The sequence below is a fragment of the Novosphingopyxis sp. genome (assembly GCF_965218915.1).
Taxonomy (GTDB): Bacteria; Pseudomonadota; Alphaproteobacteria; order Sphingomonadales; family Sphingomonadaceae; genus Novosphingopyxis.
Window position 1 is genome coordinate 315,571 of the sequence record NZ_OZ244708.1, and the last position, 17,782, is coordinate 333,352.

At 66.1% G+C, this 17,782-nt stretch carries 17 protein-coding genes; 13 read left to right on the forward strand and 4 right to left on the reverse strand.

Features of this window, described 5'->3' with window-relative positions:
- Positions 1–209 precede the first annotated feature (209 nt).
- From ACOQPC_RS01610 to ACOQPC_RS01630, 5 genes are all read left to right on the forward strand, one after another.
- Positions 210–995, forward strand: coding sequence for an alpha/beta hydrolase (locus tag ACOQPC_RS01610; protein WP_420606929.1), 786 nt, complete (start codon positions 210–212; stop codon positions 993–995).
- Complete coding sequence (locus ACOQPC_RS01615; protein WP_420606930.1) at positions 992–1,783, forward strand: tetratricopeptide repeat protein; 792 nt, start codon at positions 992–994, stop codon at positions 1,781–1,783. Before ACOQPC_RS01610 ends, ACOQPC_RS01615 begins: the two co-directional genes overlap by 4 nt.
- Before the next feature lie 13 nt (positions 1,784–1,796).
- Complete coding sequence (locus ACOQPC_RS01620; protein ID WP_420606931.1) at positions 1,797–2,231, forward strand: VOC family protein; 435 nt, start codon at positions 1,797–1,799, stop codon at positions 2,229–2,231.
- Complete coding sequence (gene gloB, locus ACOQPC_RS01625; protein WP_420608186.1) at positions 2,228–2,950, forward strand: hydroxyacylglutathione hydrolase; 723 nt, start codon at positions 2,228–2,230, stop codon at positions 2,948–2,950. Before ACOQPC_RS01620 ends, gloB begins: the two co-directional genes overlap by 4 nt.
- Positions 2,951–3,024: 74 nt before the next feature.
- Positions 3,025–3,459 (forward strand): DUF6491 family protein, encoded by a 435-nt coding sequence (locus ACOQPC_RS01630; protein ID WP_420606932.1) that lies wholly within the window; start codon positions 3,025–3,027, stop codon positions 3,457–3,459.
- Between the two features lie 17 nt (positions 3,460–3,476).
- Here the strand turns inward: ACOQPC_RS01630 and ACOQPC_RS01635 are convergent, their stop codons facing one another.
- The 3 genes from ACOQPC_RS01635 to ACOQPC_RS01645 form a co-directional block, all read right to left on the reverse strand.
- On the reverse strand, positions 3,477–5,276 hold the full coding sequence (locus ACOQPC_RS01635) for an AMP-dependent synthetase/ligase (RefSeq protein ID WP_420606933.1): 1,800 nt from the start codon (positions 5,274–5,276) through the stop codon (positions 3,477–3,479).
- Between the two features lie 130 nt (positions 5,277–5,406).
- Positions 5,407–7,338 (reverse strand): gamma-glutamyltransferase, encoded by a 1,932-nt coding sequence (gene ggt, locus ACOQPC_RS01640; RefSeq protein WP_420606934.1) that lies wholly within the window; start codon positions 7,336–7,338, stop codon positions 5,407–5,409.
- 72 nt (positions 7,339–7,410) lie between these two features.
- Positions 7,411–8,466, reverse strand: a complete 1,056-nt coding sequence (locus tag ACOQPC_RS01645) for a quinone-dependent dihydroorotate dehydrogenase (RefSeq protein WP_420606935.1) — start codon at positions 8,464–8,466, stop codon at positions 7,411–7,413.
- Positions 8,467–8,782: 316 nt separating this feature from the next.
- On the opposite strand from ACOQPC_RS01645, the gene ACOQPC_RS01650 reads away from it, so the two are divergent.
- The 8 genes from ACOQPC_RS01650 to ACOQPC_RS01685 all read left to right on the forward strand — a co-directional run bounded on the left by ACOQPC_RS01650 (position 8,783) and on the right by ACOQPC_RS01685 (position 15,273).
- A complete protein-coding gene (locus tag ACOQPC_RS01650) occupies positions 8,783–9,211 on the forward strand; it encodes an RrF2 family transcriptional regulator (protein ID WP_420606936.1) in 429 nt (142 codons plus the stop codon).
- 44 nt (positions 9,212–9,255) lie between these two features.
- Positions 9,256–10,716 (forward strand): Fe-S cluster assembly protein SufB, encoded by a 1,461-nt coding sequence (gene sufB, locus ACOQPC_RS01655; RefSeq protein WP_420608187.1) that lies wholly within the window; start codon positions 9,256–9,258, stop codon positions 10,714–10,716.
- A 247-nt stretch (positions 10,717–10,963) separates the two neighbouring features.
- Positions 10,964–11,221 carry a hypothetical protein gene (locus tag ACOQPC_RS01660; protein WP_420606937.1) on the forward strand — a complete coding sequence of 86 codons (258 nt, stop codon included), beginning with the start codon at positions 10,964–10,966 and terminating at the stop codon, positions 11,219–11,221.
- Between the two features lie 7 nt (positions 11,222–11,228).
- Complete coding sequence (gene sufC / locus ACOQPC_RS01665) at positions 11,229–11,972, forward strand: Fe-S cluster assembly ATPase SufC (protein ID WP_420606938.1); 744 nt, start codon at positions 11,229–11,231, stop codon at positions 11,970–11,972.
- A gap of 184 nt (positions 11,973–12,156) precedes the next feature.
- Positions 12,157–12,903 (forward strand): SufD family Fe-S cluster assembly protein, encoded by a 747-nt coding sequence (locus ACOQPC_RS01670; protein WP_420606939.1) that lies wholly within the window; start codon positions 12,157–12,159, stop codon positions 12,901–12,903.
- A 173-nt stretch (positions 12,904–13,076) separates the two neighbouring features.
- The gene (locus ACOQPC_RS01675) at positions 13,077–14,264 is read left to right on the forward strand and encodes a cysteine desulfurase (RefSeq protein WP_420606940.1); all 1,188 of its coding nucleotides are present in this window, start codon (positions 13,077–13,079) and stop codon (positions 14,262–14,264) included.
- Between the two features lie 4 nt (positions 14,265–14,268).
- Positions 14,269–14,784 (forward strand): SUF system Fe-S cluster assembly protein, encoded by a 516-nt coding sequence (locus ACOQPC_RS01680; protein ID WP_420606941.1) that lies wholly within the window; start codon positions 14,269–14,271, stop codon positions 14,782–14,784.
- A gap of 129 nt (positions 14,785–14,913) precedes the next feature.
- Positions 14,914–15,273, forward strand: a complete 360-nt coding sequence (locus ACOQPC_RS01685) for a HesB/IscA family protein (protein WP_420608188.1) — start codon at positions 14,914–14,916, stop codon at positions 15,271–15,273.
- A gap of 26 nt (positions 15,274–15,299) precedes the next feature.
- Here the strand turns inward: ACOQPC_RS01685 and ACOQPC_RS01690 are convergent, their stop codons facing one another.
- On the reverse strand, positions 15,300–17,696 hold the full coding sequence (locus ACOQPC_RS01690) for a S8 family peptidase (RefSeq protein WP_420606942.1): 2,397 nt from the start codon (positions 17,694–17,696) through the stop codon (positions 15,300–15,302).
- Between the last annotated feature and the right edge of the window lie 86 nt (positions 17,697–17,782).

Sequence of the window (17,782 nt, forward strand, 5' to 3'; positions counted from 1 at the left end):
ATCAAAGAACACGCAGCAGCCATCTATTTCTTCCAAATCCAACGGATTTTCGCTGTCCTACAACGGCCTGTTCGGGTTAGTCTCGCCGCATGGTCCGCTCAAACCGCCACGATCTCTCCATGCGCTGCGCATCGCTTGGGCGGGGCCGAAGAGGGGGGGGGATGTATAGCGCCCTCCGTGAACTTCCAGATTTCGACTCGGCTTCCGGCATGAGCGAAATCTCCTTCCTGACTCGTCCCGGCGGCGCACGGCTGGCCTATCAAAAGGCCGAACGGCGCGAGGCGGCCGGAGCCGGGCCGACGCTGGTCTTCCTGCCCGGCTACAAGTCGGACATGGCGGGATCGAAGGCGACGATGCTGTTCGACGAAGCCGCCGTCAGGGGGCGCGCGGCGCTGCTGTTCGATTATGCCGGATGCGGGGCGAGCGGCGGCGCGTTCGAGGAACAGACGCTGGAGAGCTGGTGCGACGACGCGCTGTTCCTGATCGATGAACTGACCGACGGTCCGCTGCTGCTGGCCGGATCGTCGATGGGCGGCTGGCTGATGCTGCTGGCGGCGCTGGCCCTGATCGAGCGGGACGGGGGAGACCGGGTGGCCGGGCTCGTCGGTATCGCGGCGGCGCCGGACTTCACCGACTGGGGTTTCGACGAGGCGCAGCGCGCGCTGCTGGCGACCGGCGAAACCTTGTACGAGGACAGCGATTACGGCCTCGAGCCGACCCCGACCGCCGCCGCTTTCTGGCGATCGGGGCAGGCCAATCTGCTGCTGAACGATAAGATCGCGATCGATTGCCCGGTGCGGCTGCTCCATGGGCAGGCCGATGCGGACGTGCCGCACGAGACCTCGCTCCGCCTCGCCGCGGCGCTGCGTTCAGCCGATGTGCAGACGCTGCTGATCAAGGACGGTGACCACCGGCTGTCGCGCGGCGCGGACCTTGCGCTGCTCGCCGCCACGGTCGATCGCCTGATCGAAGACCGGGGAAGGACCGCTGCATGATTTCCGTGTTTTTCCCATTGCTCCTCCAAGCCGCCACCGCCGCCGTCGCGGCACCGGCGGCAGACGCCGCCGCCGATGCCGATCCGCGTCTGGGCGAATGTCTCGATCTGGCCAGCACCGACCCGGTGACCGCGGTGGTGCGCGCGAACCAGTGGATCGCGGGCAATGGCGGCGCGCCGGCCTATCAATGCATGGGGCTGGCCGAAGCGGGCAGCGGTCGCTGGGACCGGGCCGAGGCCGCGTTTGTGAAGGCCGCGTTGATGGCGCAGGGGGCGCATGGCCCGGACGAAGCCAATCTGTGGATGCAGGCGGGCAATGCCGCGCTGGCGGGCGGTGAGGGCGCCACCGCGCTGACCCATCTCGACCGCGCGGTGGCGACCGGCACGCTGAGCGGCAAGGCGCTGGGCGAGGTGCAGCTCGACCGCGCCCGCGCGCTGGTATCGGCGGGTCGTGGCGCCGATGCCGCCGCGGCGCTGGCCGAAGCCGTGGGGCTGGTGCCGCAGGACCCGCTCGCCTGGCTGCTGTCGGCGACGCTGGCGCGGCGCGCGGGCGATCTGGAGAAGGCCGCGTCGGATATCGGATTTGCCAAGGCGCTCGCGCCGGAAGAACCGGCGGTGCTGCTCGAGCGCGGCAATATCGCGGCGCTTTCCGGTGACGATACGGCTGCGCGCGCCGAATGGCAGCGCGTGGCCGAGGTGGCGCCGGGCAGCTCGCAGGCGGAGGCGGCAACGCGGCAGCTGGCCGCGCTCGCGGAGCCTGGCGAGGTGACGGCCGCCCCCGCGCCGTGATAAGGGATCGCCCATGAAATATCTGCACACCATGATCCGCGTCTCCGACATCGCTGCGACGCTCCGCTTCTTCGAACTGCTCGGGCTAGAGGAGGCTCGCCGCGCCGATAGCGAAAAGGGGCGCTTCACGCTCGTCTTCCTCGCCGCGCCGGGCGACGAGGACGCCCAGGTCGAACTCACCTACAACTGGCCGGCCGAGGATGGCGGCGCGCCCGAGCAATATGGGGGCGGCCGCAATTTCGGTCATCTCGCCTATGCGGTCGACGATATCTATGAAAGCTGCCGGCGGCTTTCGGACGGCGGCGTGACGATCAACCGGCCGCCGCGCGACGGCCATATGGCGTTCGTGCGCTCGCCCGACGGCATCTCGGTCGAGCTGCTGCAGAAGGGCGAGCGCAAGGAGCCCGCCGAGCCCTGGGCCTCGATGGAGAATGTCGGGACATGGTGATGGAAGTCGTCCGCATCCCGGTGCTCAGCGACAATTATGTCTGGCTGGTGCACGAGTCCGGCAGCGGCGAAACGATGGTGGTCGATCCTGCCGTCGCCGGGCCGGTGCTGGCGGAGGCCGAAAAGCGCGACTGGACGATCACGCAGATCTGGAACACGCACTGGCATCCCGATCACACCGGCGGCAACGAAGCGATCAAGGCCGCGACCGGCTGCACGATCACCGGACCGAGGGCCGAGGCCGCGCGCATCCCGACGCTCGATCGGCTGGTGAGCGAGGGCGACACCGTTTCGCTGGGCGCGATCGAAGCGCGGGTAATCGACGTGCCCGCGCACACCGCCGGCCATATCGCCTATCATCTGCCTGGCGAACGGGTCGCGTTCGTCGGCGACACGCTGTTCGCGATGGGCTGCGGGCGATTGTTCGAGGGCGATGCGGCGCAGATGTATGCCAATATGCGCAAGCTCGAGGCATTGCCCGACGAGACCGCGATCTACTGTGCGCATGAATATACCGAGGCCAATGGCGATTTCGCGCTGACCGTCGAGCCGGACAATGCCGCGCTCGCCGAACGGATGGACAAGGTGCGGGCGAAGCGCGCACGCGGCGAGGCGACGGTGCCGACCGACATCGCCGCCGAAAGGGCCACCAATCCGTTCATGCGCGCGGGGTCCGTCGAGGAACTGGCGGCACGGCGCAAGGCAAAGGATAACGCTTGATCGGAGCCCCCGGCGCGCAACTTTTGCGCCGGACGGGACGTTACAGGGTGGCAAGTCGAAACCGGAGATTTCCAATGGCCCGCATGCTGTCCTCGCTCATCATTGCCGCCGCCGCATTTTCGATAACGGCTTGTGCTTACGGTCCGCGCGATACGCAGCGTGCGGCGCTCACGCCCGAACAGAGCACGAAGCTTGCCGCCCTGATCGACGGCAAGGTGGCGCGGAAATCGATCAACTGCCTGCCGCCCGGCCTGAGCAGCGCTTCCAATATCCGGATCAGCGACGATGTGCTCGTCTATCGCCAGGGGCGCGGAACGGTCTATGTCAACAATTTGCGGTCCAGCTGCCCCGGGCTGGCCCGGGACTGGGACATCATCGTCACCGAAAAATTGCAGAGCACATCGTGCAGCGGCGACATCATCCGCCTGATCGATCGCACCAGCGGCATCTATGGCGGTTCGTGCGTGCTGGGCGAATTCACGCCTTACGCAAGGCCCGACGACGGGTAGGCTGATGGCCCGAAGGCTCAGCCGCGATACATGCCGTCCAGTCGGGCGCCGTAGCGCTCCCGGATGATGTGGCGGCGAATTTTCATCGACGGCGTCATCTCTCCATTCTCGATGGTGAACGGCTCCTCGGCGAAGATGAAGCGGCGCACGCGCTCGACCTGCGACAGGTCGCTGTTCACCCGGTCCACCGCTTCGCCGACCGCCTTGCGGAACTCGGGCCGGTCCTGGATCCTCGAAAAATCGAAGCCGCAACCATGGGCCTTGCAGAATTCCACCGCCCACTCCGCATCGGGCACGATCAGGCCGACCATGTACGGGCGGCGATCGCCATAGATCATCGCCTGGCTGATCTCGGGCTGCAGCGTCAGCATGCCCTCCACCTTTTGCGGCGCGACATTGTCGCCCTTGTCGTTGACGATCAGGTCCTTCTTGCGATCGGTGATCACGATGCGGCCGGCTTCGTCGAGGTGGCCGATATCGCCGGTGTGCAGCCAACCATCGCGCAGCACGCGGCGCGTTTCGGAATCGTTGTGCCAATAACCGTGCATCACCAGTTCGCCGCGCACCAGCAACTCGCCGTCCTCGGCGATCCGGACCTCGGTGTTCATCAGCGGCGGTCCGACGGTGTCCATCTTGATCCCGGCGCGGGGGCGGTTGCAGCTGATGATCGGGGCCGCCTCGGTCTGGCCGTAGCCCTGCAGGAGGCAGAGGCCGAGCGATTCGAAAAACAGACCGATATCGGGGTTGAGCGGCGCTCCGCCGGACACCATCGCCTTCAGCCGACCACCGAATTTGGCGCGGATCTTGGGCCGGAACATGCGTTCGAGGATCAGGTCCATCGGCCGGTCGAGCAGCCGCCCGTGCCCGTCATATCGGCGCGCCCCAATTTCCTGCGCGCGGGCCAGAAAAAAGCGCGGCAGCTTGCCCTGCTTCTCGATCCCCTTGATGATCCGTGCGCGCAGCACCTCGAACAATCGCGGTACGACGACCATGATCGTCGGGCGCACCTCATGAATGTTGGAGGCGAGCTTCTCCAGCCCTTCGGCATAATAGATCTGCGCGCCCAGTCCGATCGGAAAGAACTGCCCGCCGCTATGCTCATAGGCATGGCTGAGCGGGAGAAAGGACAGGAACACCTCGTTGTCCCAGCCGAAATCATTGGCGATCACTTCGGATGCGCCCGCGACGTTGTGGAGGATCGCGCCGTGATGCTGGCGCACGCCGCGCGGCGCGCCGCCGGTGCCGCTGGTGTAGATGATGCACGCCAGGTCCGCGCGTTCGACGTGGGAGGCGCGTTGGCGGGCGGCGACGACGTCCTCGTCGCTGCCGAGTGCCAGATCGGAAAATTTGCAGATGCTGAGCTGCCCCGCCTGCCGGCTGCTGAGCTCTTCCATGCCGATGACATGCTCCGCCGCGCTCGAGCGGATCACCGCCGGCAGCAGCGTCTGCGCCAGTCTGGCGGTGGAAACGATGACGCCGCGCGCGCCGCTGTCATCCAGGATATGCTGGTGGTCGCGCTCCGAATTGCTGGTGTAGGTCGGCACGGTGATGCAGCCTGCGGCCATGATGCCGAGATCGGCGATGCACCATTCGGGGCGGTTTTCGGACACCAGCATGATGCGATCGCCCGGCTCGAAGCCCAGCTGGCGGAGCGACTCGGCAAATCCGGCGACCTGCCGCGCGGCGTCGCGCCAGCCGATCGACTGCCAGCCCTGCTTGTCCTTGCGCCACAGAAAGGGCTTGTCGCCCTTCTCCGCCGCGCGGTCGAAGAAAAGGGTGACGAGATTGGGAAACCCGTCAAACGCATCGAATGCCACTTGTGCTCTCCGCCATGGCCGTCGCAACGCGGCCGCAATGACAGAGAGCTAGCGCGCGGGGCAGGCGCGGGCAACGATCAAACGGGCTGCCGCTCCATCCGGGCGCGCGGTCCCGCGCTCCGCCGCCCTCTCATTCGGCCTGCGCGGTGCCCTCGCTGCGCGGGTCGGCGGCGCCTTCCCAGCCATTCTCGGTCCACAGGGCCGCGTTGACCTTGGACGGCAGCTCGCCGACCACCACGGGCGTGCCGAACGCCTCGATCTGCGGTGCCAGCGGCGCCAGCGGCGTGTCCTGCTCCACGATCAGCCCGTCGCCGCCGTAGAAGATGTTGGGCAGCGCGATCGCCTGGTCGATCGGATAATCCCAGTCGATGAAGCCGATCAGCGTCTTGGCGACATGCATGATGATGCGCTTGCCGCCGGCCGAGCCGAGCGCGAGCACCGGGCGGCCCTGGCCGTCGAACACGATCGTCGGTGACATCGAGGAGAGCGGCCGCTTGCCGCCCTTCACCGCGTTGGCCACCGGCTCGCCACCGCGTTCGGGCGCAAAGGTGAAGTCGGTGAGTTCGTTGTTGAGGAAGAAGCCGCTGGCCATCAGCTGGCTGCCGAACGGACCCTCGATCGTGGAGGTCATCGAGACGACGTTGCCGTCCTTGTCGACCGCGACGAAGTGGCTTGTTCCGGCGACTTCGCCAGATGGGGCGGGCGTGCGCGGCTCCGCGTCCGGCGGCGTGCCGGGCTCGTAGGTGCCGAGCGAGGTTTCCGATTTGATCAGCGCGGCGCGACTCGTCAGATAATCCTTGTTCAGCAGGCCCTCGACGGGAACATAGACGAAGGACGGGTCGCCCAGATACGCCTCGCGGTCGGCATAGGCGAGCCGCATCGCCTCGCCGATCAGATGCCAGCTCTGCGGATCGCCCGACCCCAGAGCGGCGAGATCGAAATGTTCGAGCATGCCGAGGATCTGCAGCACCGAGGTCGCGCCCGATGACGGCGGACCCATGCCGCAGATCTTGTATTCGCGGTAAGGCATGCACACCGCCGGACGCTCCTCAGCGGCATAAGCGGTGAGGTCTTCCTGCGTCAGATCGCCGGCGTTGACCGGAGTCGTGTGCACGGCGTTGACGATCTCGGTCGCGGTCTGCCCGGAATAGAAGGCGTCCGGGCCCAATTCGGCAAGCCGTTCGAACGTCTCGGCGAGCTTGGGGTTGGTGATAGTATCGCCCAGCTTAGCCGGCGCGCCGTTCTTCCAGTAGACCGCCTTGGCATCGGGGAACCGGTCCCACAGCGGCGCGATCTGCCGCAAACGCTCCGCCATCGTTTTGTCGACATCATAGCCGCCCTCGGCGAGCTGGATCGCCGGCTGGAATAGGTCTGCCCAGGGGAGCTTGCCCCATTTGTCGTGGACCATCGCCATCAGGCGGATATTGCCGGGAACGCCCACCGACTTGCCGCCCTGGAAGGCCTGGACGAAGGGCAAGGGCTGGCCGTCCGGGCCCAGGAAGCGACCGGGCTGCGCGGTGATCGGTGCGGTCTCGCGTCCGTCGACGGTGGTAACCGTGCCATCGGTGCCCGACGCGTGCAGCAGGAATCCGCCGCCGCCAATGCCGCTCGATTGCGGCTCGACCACGGTCAGCGCGACCATCATCGCCATCGCCGCGTCGGCCGCCGATCCGCCTTCGCGCAGGATCTGCATGCCCACCTCGGTGGCGCGCGGATCGGCGCTGGAGGCGAGTCCGACCTTGAGGCCCGAAGGCTGGATCAGCGTGCCGCCGGAAAACAGATCGCCATCGGCCTGCGCGGAGTCCCCGTCCGGCTGTGCTGCCTTGTCGCTGCGCGGCGGGTTGCCCTCGCTCTCTTGCTCGGCTTCGTCGACCTGCTGCGGCTGCGGCGCGCGCGCGTCATCCATCGTGCCTTCGCGCGCCGGGACGGACGGCACATAGGTGCCGGGAACCGTTTGCGCGTCGTCAAAGGACTGCGCGTGCGCATCCCGCACGGCAACCGGCGCAGATAGCGCGAGGGCACAGGCGAGGGAAGTCAGGGATATGGAAATCGGTCGGGTCATGGCGGTCCTTTCGGGCACGTCAGTGTGGCCTGCTGGCTTAACGTGGCAGGAACGGGAGCGGTTGCGGTACAATCACGCGCGCGCGTCCACGCCGACGGCCTCGGCCACCGAGGCAAACCCGTCGCGCTTCAGCAAATCGGCCAGGTCGTCCGCGATCCGCCGGCCGAGATCGGGACCTTCGTAGATCAATGCGGTGTAGAGCTGGACCAGCGACGCACCGGCGCGGATGCGGGCATAGGCGTCCGCGCCCGAGCCGACGCCGCCGGCCGCGATCAACGGCAATGCGCCGCCGCAGACATGGCGGAAACCGGCCAGGCGCTCGGCCGCCAGCGGGGCGAGCGGCGCGCCCGACAGGCCGCCGGCTTCGTCGGCATGGCGCGAGCGGAGCGTGGGCCGGCTGATGGTGGTGTTGGAGACGATCAGCGCGGCGACGCCATGCGCGATCGCGACTTCGGCGATATCCGCGATGTCGGCCGGTTTCAGATCGGGCGCGACTTTCAGGAAGACCGGGCATTGATGGCTGTTGTTCTCGATCACCGCGGCCAGCAGCGCCTCCAGCATCGCCTTGTCCTGCAGCGCGCGCAGGCCCGGCGTGTTCGGCGAGGAAATGTTTACCGTGAGGTAGTCGGCATAGGGGCACATCGCGCGCGCGCCGCCGGCATAGTCGGCGATCCGGTCCGGGCTGTCCCTGTTGGCGCCGATATTGACGCCGATCGGCCCGGGGCGGCGGGCATAAAGCTTGAGCCGCGCGATCGCCGCGTCCTGGCCCTGGTTGTTGAAGCCCAGCCGGTTGATGATGGCGCGGTCTTCCTCAAGCCGGAAGATGCGCGGGCGCGGATTGCCCTTTTGCGGATGCGGCGTCAGCGTGCCGACCTCGGCGAAACCGAAGCCGAGATCGAGGAATGCCAGCGGTGCCTCGGCGTTTTTGTCGACGCCCGCCGCGAGGCCAACGGGATTGGGAAAGATCAGCCCGCCGACGGTGGTGGCGAGCACCGGATCGTCGGCCGGCCCGCCGCCAGTAAGCGCGCCGCTCAGCGGTTTGCGCTTGAGCATTCGGATGGTGAGCCGATGCGCCCGTTCGGGCTCGATGCGGAACAGAAGGGGACGGGCGAATTGCTGGAACCACATGGGCTGGCCTATGGGCGCGCGCCGAGGGGGTGACAAGCTTCCGCAGGAAGACGATGTTCCTTTCAGACCCCTATCTCGTTGCTCGTCACCCCAGCGAAAGCTGGGGTCTCGGGCCGGATTACATGAACGCTTGAGATGCCAGCTTTCGCTGGCATGACGAACAAAGCGGGGCCGAGGTTAGAATCTCTTTAACTTTCCTTAAGTTGGCGTTGCAAATAACATGGACTGACGTGCACACCGCGCGGTTGATTTCCCAACGTGAAGAGCCCACATGTCAATCGGAACGAATCACTCCGATTAAAGGCATATTGTCCGCATGCGCCTCAGCAGCATGGCCGATTATGGCATTGTCCTGATGTCCGCCGCCGCGCGGCATTGCGATACCGCGAGGGTCTCCGCGACGCATCTGGCCGAGGAAACGCATCTTCCGCTGCCGACCGCGCAGAAGTTGGTCAGCCTACTCTCCAAGGCGGGCCTTATCAGCTCTACCCGCGGAACCGGCGGGGGCATTCGTCTGGCGCGTCCGGCGTCCGCCATTTCGCTCGCCGACATCGTCGAGGCGGTAGAGGGGCCGATCGCGCTCACCGCCTGCCTCGCGTCCGGCGCGCAGGATTGCGCGATCGAGGCCGACTGCCGGATCAAGCCGCACAGCAGCGCTGTGAACGAGGCGGTGCGCGGCGCGCTCGCCAATGTAACCCTGTCCAGCCTGTCGGCCGATCTGCCGATCCAGAAGGTGACTGCATGACCGACGACCAAGCCCTCAAGACCCGCCAGGAATCACGCGACGAGATGAACCGCGACGCGCATGACGCGGTCGACCGCGCGTCCACCTATGAACATGGCTGGTCGAGCGACATCGAGCAGGATTTCGCGCCCAAGGGTCTCAGCGAAGACACGGTGCGCTTCATCTCGGCCAAGAAGAACGAGCCGCAATGGATGCTGGATTGGCGGCTGAAGGCGTTCCGGCTGTGGCAGGACATGGAAAGCCCCGACTGGGCCAAGCTCGACATCCCGATGATCGACTATCAGAACGCTTATTATTACGCCGAGCCCAAGAAGAAGGCGACGATCGGTTCGCTCGACGAACTCGATCCGGAAATCCTCGATACCTACAAGAAGCTCGGCATCCCGATCGAGGAGCAGAAAGTGCTCGCCAATGTCGAGGGCGCGCGCAAGGTCGCGGTCGACGCGGTATTCGACAGCGTCAGCGTCGCCACCACCTTTCGCGAGGAGCTGAGCAAGGCGGGCGTGATCTTCCTGTCGATCAGCGAGGCGATCCGCGAGCATCCCGAGCTGGTCAAGAAATGGCTCGGGAAAGTGGTGCCGCAGCGCGACAATTATTTCGCCACGCTCAACAGCGCGGTCTTCTCCGACGGCACCTTCGTGTACATCCCCAAGGGCGTACGCTGTCCGATGGAGCTCAGCACCTATTTCCGTATCAACGCCGAGAATACCGGCCAGTTCGAACGGACGCTGATCATCGCCGAAGCGGGCAGCTATGTCAGCTATCTGGAAGGCTGCACCGCGCCGATGCGCGACGAGAACCAGCTCCACGCCGCGGTGGTCGAGCTGGTCGCGATGGACGATGCCGAGATCAAATATTCGACCGTGCAGAACTGGTATCCCGGCGATGAAAACGGCAAGGGCGGCATCTATAATTTCGTTACGAAGCGCGGGCTTTGTCAGGGCAGGAACTCGAAGATCAGCTGGACTCAGGTGGAAACCGGCAGCGCGATCACCTGGAAATATCCCAGCTGCGTGCTGAACGGCGAGAACAGCGTCGGCGAATTCTATTCGGTCGCGCTGACCAACAATTATCAGCAGGCCGATACCGGCACCAAGATGATCCACAATGGCAAGGGCAGCCGGTCGACGATCATCTCCAAGGGCATCAGCGCCGGCCATAGCGACAACAGCTATCGCGGGATGGTGCGCGTGGGCCCGAACGCCGACAATGTCCGCAACTTCACCCAGTGCGACAGCCTGCTGCTCGGCGACCAGTGCGGCGCGCACACGGTGCCCTATATCGAGGTCCGCAACCCCACCGCGCAGATCGAGCATGAAGCGACCACGAGCAAGATCAGCGACGACCAGATGTTCTACGCGATGCAGCGCGGGCTGGACGAGGAGCAGGCGGTGGCGCTCATCGTCAACGGCTTCGCCAAGGATGTGATGCGCCAGCTGCCGATGGAATTCGCCGTCGAAGCGCAGAAGCTGCTGGCGATCTCGCTGGAAGGCAGCGTGGGATAATGCACCAGCTCGCCCTTCACCAGCCAGCCCCCCGCCGTCATGCCGGACTTGATCCGGCATCCAGCTGTTTTTCAATGCCGCGCCAGCCGAAAAGCTGGACCCCGGATCAAGTCCGGGGTGACGGGTTCTTCTTTTTTCGCGTCTTCGCGTCTTCGCGTGAAAAATTAAGCGGTATCACGCGAAGCCGCGAAGGCGCGAAGAAAGCATTGGAAAGGATGCGATCCATTCCGAACCGCGCGAGTGCAGCATGAGTTTCAATTTATTTGTAGTCAGCGTAATCGCACTCATTTTTGGCGGTGTATTGAGGCAGACGATCACGACTGGGGCGGTGCTTTTCTGGATTGAGCCGGACTCTGGTCTCTGGCGCATGGAACGCAAAGATCATCCGATCTTGTTTTGGTCCCAGGCTTTGTGGCTTTCCGGTGCATTTCTCATCAGTCTGTTAATTGTTATTTTGATTATCGCTGACTTGATTGGCATTGTTCGAATTTTTGAAAGTAGCTGAAGTTAAAATGCTAAAAATCAATGACCTCCACGCCTCCATCGGCGGCACCGAAATCCTCAAGGGACTTTCGCTCGAAATCAACGCGGGCGAAATCCATGCGATCATGGGGCCGAACGGCGCGGGCAAATCGACGCTGGGCTATGTGCTCGGCGGGCGGCCCGGTTATGAGGCGACCGAGGGCAGCGCGACGTTCGAAGGCAAGGACCTGCTCGACATGGACCCGCATGCGCGGGCCGCGGCGGGGCTGTTTCTAGGCTTCCAATATCCGGTCGAGATTCCCGGCGTCTCGGGCGTCCAGTTCCTGCGCGAGGCGGTGAACGCGCAGCGCGGCGCGCGCGGCGAGGAGCCGCTGTCGGGCGGCGAGTTCCTGAAGGCGGCGCGCGAGAAGGCGGCGCTGCTCAAGATGGACATGGACATGATGAAGCGCGCGGTGAATGTCGGCTTTTCGGGCGGCGAGAAGAAGCGTAACGAGATGGTGCAGATGGGTCTGATCGACCCCAGGCTCGCTATTCTCGACGAGACCGACAGCGGGCTCGACATCGACGCGCTGCGCACCGTGGGCGACGGCATCAACATCATCATGCGCAAGCCCGACAAGGCGGTGTTGCTGATCACCCATTATCAGCGGCTGCTGGAGATCGTGGAGCCGGATTATGTCCATGTGCTGGCCGGCGGCCGCATCGTGAAGACCGGCGGCCCGGAACTGGCGCTGCGGCTCGAGGATGAAGGCTATGAGGTGGTTGCGGCGTGATGGGACTACGCAAAATCCTCCCCGGAACGGGGAGGTGGCGCGCTGCCGACAGGCAGCGTGACGGAGGGGCCGACGCGCTCCGTTCCAATCGATGCGCTAGCGCCCCTCCACCATTCGCTTCGCGAACGGTCCCGCTGTTGCTGCGCAACGCCTTCGGCTCCCCCGTGACGGGGAGGATTTTAGCATGAACGCCCTCGCACTCCCCACGCGCCGGGACGAAGCCTGGCGCTACGCCGATCTCGCCGCGGTCGAGCGTGTCTGGCAGGACCTCGCTCCCGCGCAGACATTGCATGTGCCCGAGGGCTCACACGAACGGCTGCGCGTGGACGAACTGCCGGACAGCGGCATCCTGCGCTATGACGTGACCGTCGCGGGCAATGCGCGCTTCGATCTGCACTGTTTGCTCACGGGCCGCGATTATGGCCGCGTGGAGATCGCCGTAAAACTGGGCGATGGCGCGCATTTCGAACTGGGCGGGGCTATTCTCGCCAGGGGCGAACAGCTGCTCGAAATCGTCACCGATGTCGAGCATGTGGAACCGGGTGGCACCTCCAAACAGACCGTGCGCTCGGTGCTGGCGAACACGGCCACCGGCAGCTTCCTCGGCAAGATCGGCGTGGCGCGGGGTGCCCAGAAGACCGACGCCGCGCAGTCGGTCAAGGCGATGCTGCTGGACCGCGGCGCGACCGCCAACGCGGTGCCGCAGCTCGAAATCTTCGCCGACGACGTGAAATGCGCACATGGCGCAACGGTCGGCGAGCTCGACGCGCAGGCGCTGTTCTACATGGCCACGCGCGGGCTTCCACCCGAGGTCGCGCGGCGGCTGATGCTGCAGGCGTTCATCGCGGACGCGTTCGTGAGCATCGACGACGACGGCGCGCGCGAAGCGCTGGAGACGAAGGCGCAAGGCTTGCTGGAGGGGTTGAAATGAGCGGCGAGGCAAAAATCCTCCCCGGAACGGGGAGGGGGACCGTTCGCGCAGCGAATGGTGGAGGGGCCGAAGCGCTGCCGAAACAGGAGAGTGCGCAATCTCAGGCGAAGGGCCTCGACCCCTCCGTCACGCAGCCTTCCGGCTGCGCGCCACCTCCCCGTTCCGGGGAGGATTTGAGCGTCCGCAACGACTTTCCCGGCCTTACCGCCAACTGGCACTATCTCGACAGCGCCGCGACCGCGCAGAAACCGCGCGCGGTGATCGACGCCATCGCCCGCAATTACGGCGAGGATTACGCCACCGTGCACCGCGGCGTATACCGCCGCTCGTCGGATATGACGCTGCGCTACGAAGAAGCTCGTGGAGCTTGCGCGCGGTTCATCAACGCTGCCTCCTCAGACGAATGCGTGTTCGTGCGCGGGGCGACCGAGGCGATCAACCTGGTCGCGCAAAGCTGGGGCGGCGCGAACCTGCGCGCGAGCGACCGCATCATGCTCTCCGTGCTGGAGCATCATTCCAACATCGTGCCGTGGCAGTTGCTCGCCGAGCGCGTGGGCGCTGTGATCGACGTCGCACCGCTCACCGAGGACGGCCGGATCGATCTCGACTGGGTCGAGGCGAACCTGACCGAGCAGCACAAGCTTGTCGCCTTGTGCCATCTGTCCAACGCGCTCGGATCGGTGCTCGATGCCAGGCGCGCGGCCGATATGGCCCACGGCGTCGGGGCGAAGCTCCTGCTCGACGGCTGCCAGAGCGTGCCGCGTCTGGCCATCGACGTGGCGGCGCTGGACTGCGATTTCTACGTCTTTTCCGGGCACAAGCTCTACGGCCCCACCGGCATCGGCGTGCTGTGGGCCAAAGGCGACATTCTGAACGCGATGCCGCCATGGCAGGGCGGCGGGTCGATGATCGACCGCGTCACCTTTGCGCGCACCACTTACACGCCCGCGCCGGGCCGGTTCGAGGCGGGCACACCGCATATCGTGGGCGCGGCCGGGCTGCACGCGGCGATCGATTATGTGAACGCCATCGGCATCGACCGGATCGAGGCGCATGAGCGGGGTCTCGCGGGCAAGGCGCGCGACGCGCTGGCGCAGGTCAATTCGGTGCGGCTGTTCGGCCCCGAAGACGGGCTCGGCATCGTCAGCTTCGCGATCGAGGGGGTGCATCCGCACGACATCGCCACCATATTGGATGAGGAAGGCGTGGCGATCCGCGCGGGCCATCATTGCTGCCAGCCGCTGATGGACCAGCTCGGCGTCCCCGCCACGGCGCGCGCCAGTTTCGGGGTGTATTCGGACGAAAGCGACGTCGCGGCGCTGGTCCAGGGCGTCGAACGGGTCAGGACAATTTTCGGGTGAGACTATGAACGAACAGAGCAAATTCCAGACCGAAGAGGTGGCGCAGGCCGCCGAGCCGCCGCGTGCGCGCGTTGCGGACGCGGATGAGCCTCAGGACCACAAGGTCGCCGCGCCGTCGCCGTTCGAGAGCGACCGCGCCAGGCTGGATCGCAAGCGCGATTATCTCGAGGGCTTCCTCGCGCAGAAACCCGCCGAAACCGCGCCAAGCGAGCCCGGCGGCGGTCTGTACGAGGCGATCATCGATACGCTGAAGAGCATCTACGATCCGGAAATTCCGGTGAACATCTACGATCTCGGCCTGATCTACGGCGTCGAGGTGACCGATGACGGTCATGCCATCGTCAACATGACGCTGACCACGCCGCACTGCCCCGTCGCCGAGTCCATGCCCGGCGAGATCGAGCTGCAGGTCGGTTCGGTTCCCGGCGTCGGCCATGCCGAGGTCAACCTGGTCTGGGACCCCCCATGGGATCCGCAGAAGATGACCGACGATGCCAAGCTGGAATTGGGAATGCTGTAGCATTTGCTCCCCTCCCGCAAGCGGGAGGGGCCGGGGGTGGGAATGCCCGCCCCGCTGCGACTAAGCTCGCCGATGGCGAGCAAGTCTCACTCCCCTCCCGCAAGCGGTAGGGGAAATGGAGTGAAAATGATGACCGTCGAAATGAAAATCCGCGAACGCCCTGCAGCGCTGACGCTGACGCCGGCAGCGGTGCAGCGCATTGCCGATCTGATGGCCGCAGCCCCCGAGGATGCGATCGGGGTGAAGCTCAGCACCCCGCGCCGGGGCTGTTCGGGCCTCGCCTACTCGGTCGATTATGTCAGCGAGGCGGCGAAATTCGACGAAACCATCGAAACCGAAGGAGGCACCTTTTTCGTGGATGGCGCCTCGGTGCTCTATCTGGTCGGATCGGTGATGGACTGGACGGAAGACGATTTTCAGGCCGGCTTCACCTTTGAAAACCCCAACGCCAAGGGCGCTTGTGGCTGCGGCGAAAGCTTTATGGTCTAGGCTAAGGTCGATGCAATGACGGCTGTTCAAAAACGCAGCGAATAGCGCAGCGCCGCGCCCATATCGTCAGGCGCCGCCTGATAATGGCCGGGCTGCCGGCGCCAGAACAGGTTCGCGCTGACGATGCCCTCCCATAAGGACGCGCGGTAGCTCATCTCGCTGACCAGCTCGCGGCCCTGCGGGGCGAGGTTCAAACGCTGCGTACCGAAAGTGACATCGCCGCTGGCATAGTCATAGGCCACCGGCAGATTGAGATCGATCCCGCCATCGCTGACACGCAAGGGCTGCGCGAAACGCAGAGCCAGCTCGTCGTCGCCGCCGAAAATATTGCGCTTCGACAAATCGGCGTTGAACGCGCTCGATTGCAGCACGCCGGTGCCGGTCACCGTCTGCGTTGCCAGCGCGCGGGTCCAGCCCTGCCGCCAGCCAGCCGCCAGCTGCCAACCCGTTGCCGGCTCCCAAGCCAGCCCCGCGTCGATAAAGACGCTCGACGCCCCGCCGCGGCCCAGCGCCTCGGAAAAGCGCGCGCCGAGCACCGTCTCGTCTTCGCGCAGCCAGTCCGCGCCGAGCGTCGCAGTCACATCGCCGAAGCGCCGGTCGAGCGCGGCACCGAAACGCGCATAGCCATAATCATGATAGCGGCCGGACAGATTGCCGGGCTCAGCGTCCTGCCACAGCGCCGCGTCGCCACTCTCACCGCTGATCGTGAGGCCATAGTCGCCCAATCGCCGCCGCACCGCGGCCGAGGCACCAGCGCGCGCGATGAAGCCGTTGGAGCCCCGCGCCTCTTCGCCGACGAGGAAGGCGGGCCGTTCCGAACCCTGCAGCGCGGCGACCTGCCCGCTGGCGCCCTGCGCGATGCCGAAGCTGACCGATGCGTCGGGCGACAGCCGCGCCGCGATGCGTCCGGCGATCAGCCGCGCGCCCTCGCCATCCCGTTCGCGCAGGCGCAGCTCGCCGACCCGCGCGGTGCCGTCCGCCATCGGTGCGATCGAGAAGGCCACCGCCACCGGCCCCGCGCCGAGTGAAACCGAGCGGCTGCGGTCGGTCAGCGCGCCGGTCAGCTTGTAGCTCGGCGCCGAGCCGGTGAGGCCGTAGCCCAGATCGGTGGTGTAGGCGCGGTCGTAGCTATCGAGCAGCACGGCGCTCAGCGCCGCCTGCGCCAGCCCCGCATCGCCCATCGCGCCCGAGGTCGTGCCCGCGCTTTCGCCCAGCGCCACAAAAGTCGTCGATCCCGCCAACGACGTCGCGCCTTGCGGATCGAACGCGGCGGCGATGTCGAGGATGCCGCGGCCATAGACGCTGTCGGTTCCGGTCGCGCCCGCGTCGCGCGCGCTGCGCAGCAAAATCTCGACGATCTGCGCGCCGGTGAGATTGGGGAAAGCCTGCGCCAGCAGCGCCGCGGCGCCGCTGATCTGCGGGGCGGAGAAGGAGGTGCCGTTGAACACCGTGACGAATTGCTGGCCGCCCCGCATGGTCGTCTTGATCCGGTCGTTCTCGTAGACGCAGCAGATCGCATTGCCGAGCGCGGAGAGTACGGCGGCGCGCGACGCGCCCGCGCGGTCGCTGAAATCGGAGATGATGCCGCCGTCGTCGACCGCAGTGGCGATGATCACGTTGCCGCCGCCCGCTTCGAGGATGGATTGCGCGAACGGGCTGGGATTGTCGGGATCGTAATCGGGTTCGTCCTTGCCGAACTCGTTGCCGGCCGAGACGATGATGATCAGGCCCGCTCTGGTCGCCTGCCCGATCGCGTTCGCCAACGCGGTGCCGATCCGGTTCGGCCCGCCCAGCGAGATGTTGAGCACGCGCGCCCCCGCCTTGCGGGCCACATCGACGCCCGTGGCGATCGAGCTGTCGTTGAAACTGCACCCGGCCTCGTCGCCCTCCCCGGGGATCGCTGCGCAGCTCCCGGGCGTGTCGGCGCGCAGCGTCAGGATGGTGGCGTCGAACGCGATGCCGTGGATATCGAGATCGTCCTTGGCGCCGGCGAGAACGCGGCTGACGGCGGAGCCGTGACCGTCTTCGTCCGCAAGCTCGCGATTGCCCGCGACATCGCGCGATGCGGCCGCGATGCGGCCGGCGAATTCATGGCTGTCCGGATCGATGCCGGTGTCGAGCACGCCGATCGTCACGCCCTGGCCGGTCGCGCCGGCCTGATAGGCGGTGATCGCATGGTGGAAGCTCGGCCCGTCGGAGCGGCGGTATTCGGCGGTGTCGAAGTTGGTGGAACTTGGCGGCGGGGGCGGCGGCGCGGGCGGAGGGGGCGGCGGCGTGGGCGCCGGAGCGGGCGGCGGCGGGGTCGGCAATTGCGCCGACGGACCACCCGAACGGCCGCCGCCACCGCTGCACGCGGCGAGCGCCATCACCAGCGCGGCCGCCGAAACGCCCGCGGAAATTCGTCTGAAAGCGATGCTGCCCATAACCCTTCCACTCTCCGCTACCGGAACTAGGCATCAGCCCGTGAACAACCCGTGAATTCTTGCCTCGGCTTGCCGGGGCGCGGCGG

Bases quoted from the DNA above. Each gene is read 5' to 3' on its own strand.
- ACOQPC_RS01610 (WP_420606929.1), top strand. From the start codon at position 210: ATGAGCGAAATCTCCTTCCTGACTCGTCCCGGCGGCGCACGGCTGGCC.
- ACOQPC_RS01615 (WP_420606930.1), top strand. From the start codon at position 992: ATGATTTCCGTGTTTTTCCCATTGCTCCTCCAAGCCGCCACCGCCGCC.
- ACOQPC_RS01620 (WP_420606931.1), top strand. From the start codon at position 1,797: ATGAAATATCTGCACACCATGATCCGCGTCTCCGACATCGCTGCGACG.
- ACOQPC_RS01630 (WP_420606932.1), top strand. From the start codon at position 3,025: ATGGCCCGCATGCTGTCCTCGCTCATCATTGCCGCCGCCGCATTTTCG.
- ggt (WP_420606934.1), bottom strand. From the start codon at position 7,338: ATGACCCGACCGATTTCCATATCCCTGACTTCCCTCGCCTGTGCCCTC.
- ACOQPC_RS01645 (WP_420606935.1), bottom strand. From the start codon at position 8,466: ATGTGGTTCCAGCAATTCGCCCGTCCCCTTCTGTTCCGCATCGAGCCC.
- ACOQPC_RS01650 (WP_420606936.1), top strand. From the start codon at position 8,783: ATGCGCCTCAGCAGCATGGCCGATTATGGCATTGTCCTGATGTCCGCC.
- sufB (WP_420608187.1), top strand. From the start codon at position 9,256: ATGAACCGCGACGCGCATGACGCGGTCGACCGCGCGTCCACCTATGAA.
- ACOQPC_RS01660 (WP_420606937.1), top strand. From the start codon at position 10,964: ATGAGTTTCAATTTATTTGTAGTCAGCGTAATCGCACTCATTTTTGGC.
- sufC (WP_420606938.1), top strand. From the start codon at position 11,229: ATGCTAAAAATCAATGACCTCCACGCCTCCATCGGCGGCACCGAAATC.
- ACOQPC_RS01670 (WP_420606939.1), top strand. From the start codon at position 12,157: ATGAACGCCCTCGCACTCCCCACGCGCCGGGACGAAGCCTGGCGCTAC.
- ACOQPC_RS01680 (WP_420606941.1), top strand. From the start codon at position 14,269: ATGAACGAACAGAGCAAATTCCAGACCGAAGAGGTGGCGCAGGCCGCC.
- ACOQPC_RS01685 (WP_420608188.1), top strand. From the start codon at position 14,914: ATGACCGTCGAAATGAAAATCCGCGAACGCCCTGCAGCGCTGACGCTG.
- ACOQPC_RS01690 (WP_420606942.1), bottom strand. From the start codon at position 17,696: ATGGGCAGCATCGCTTTCAGACGAATTTCCGCGGGCGTTTCGGCGGCC.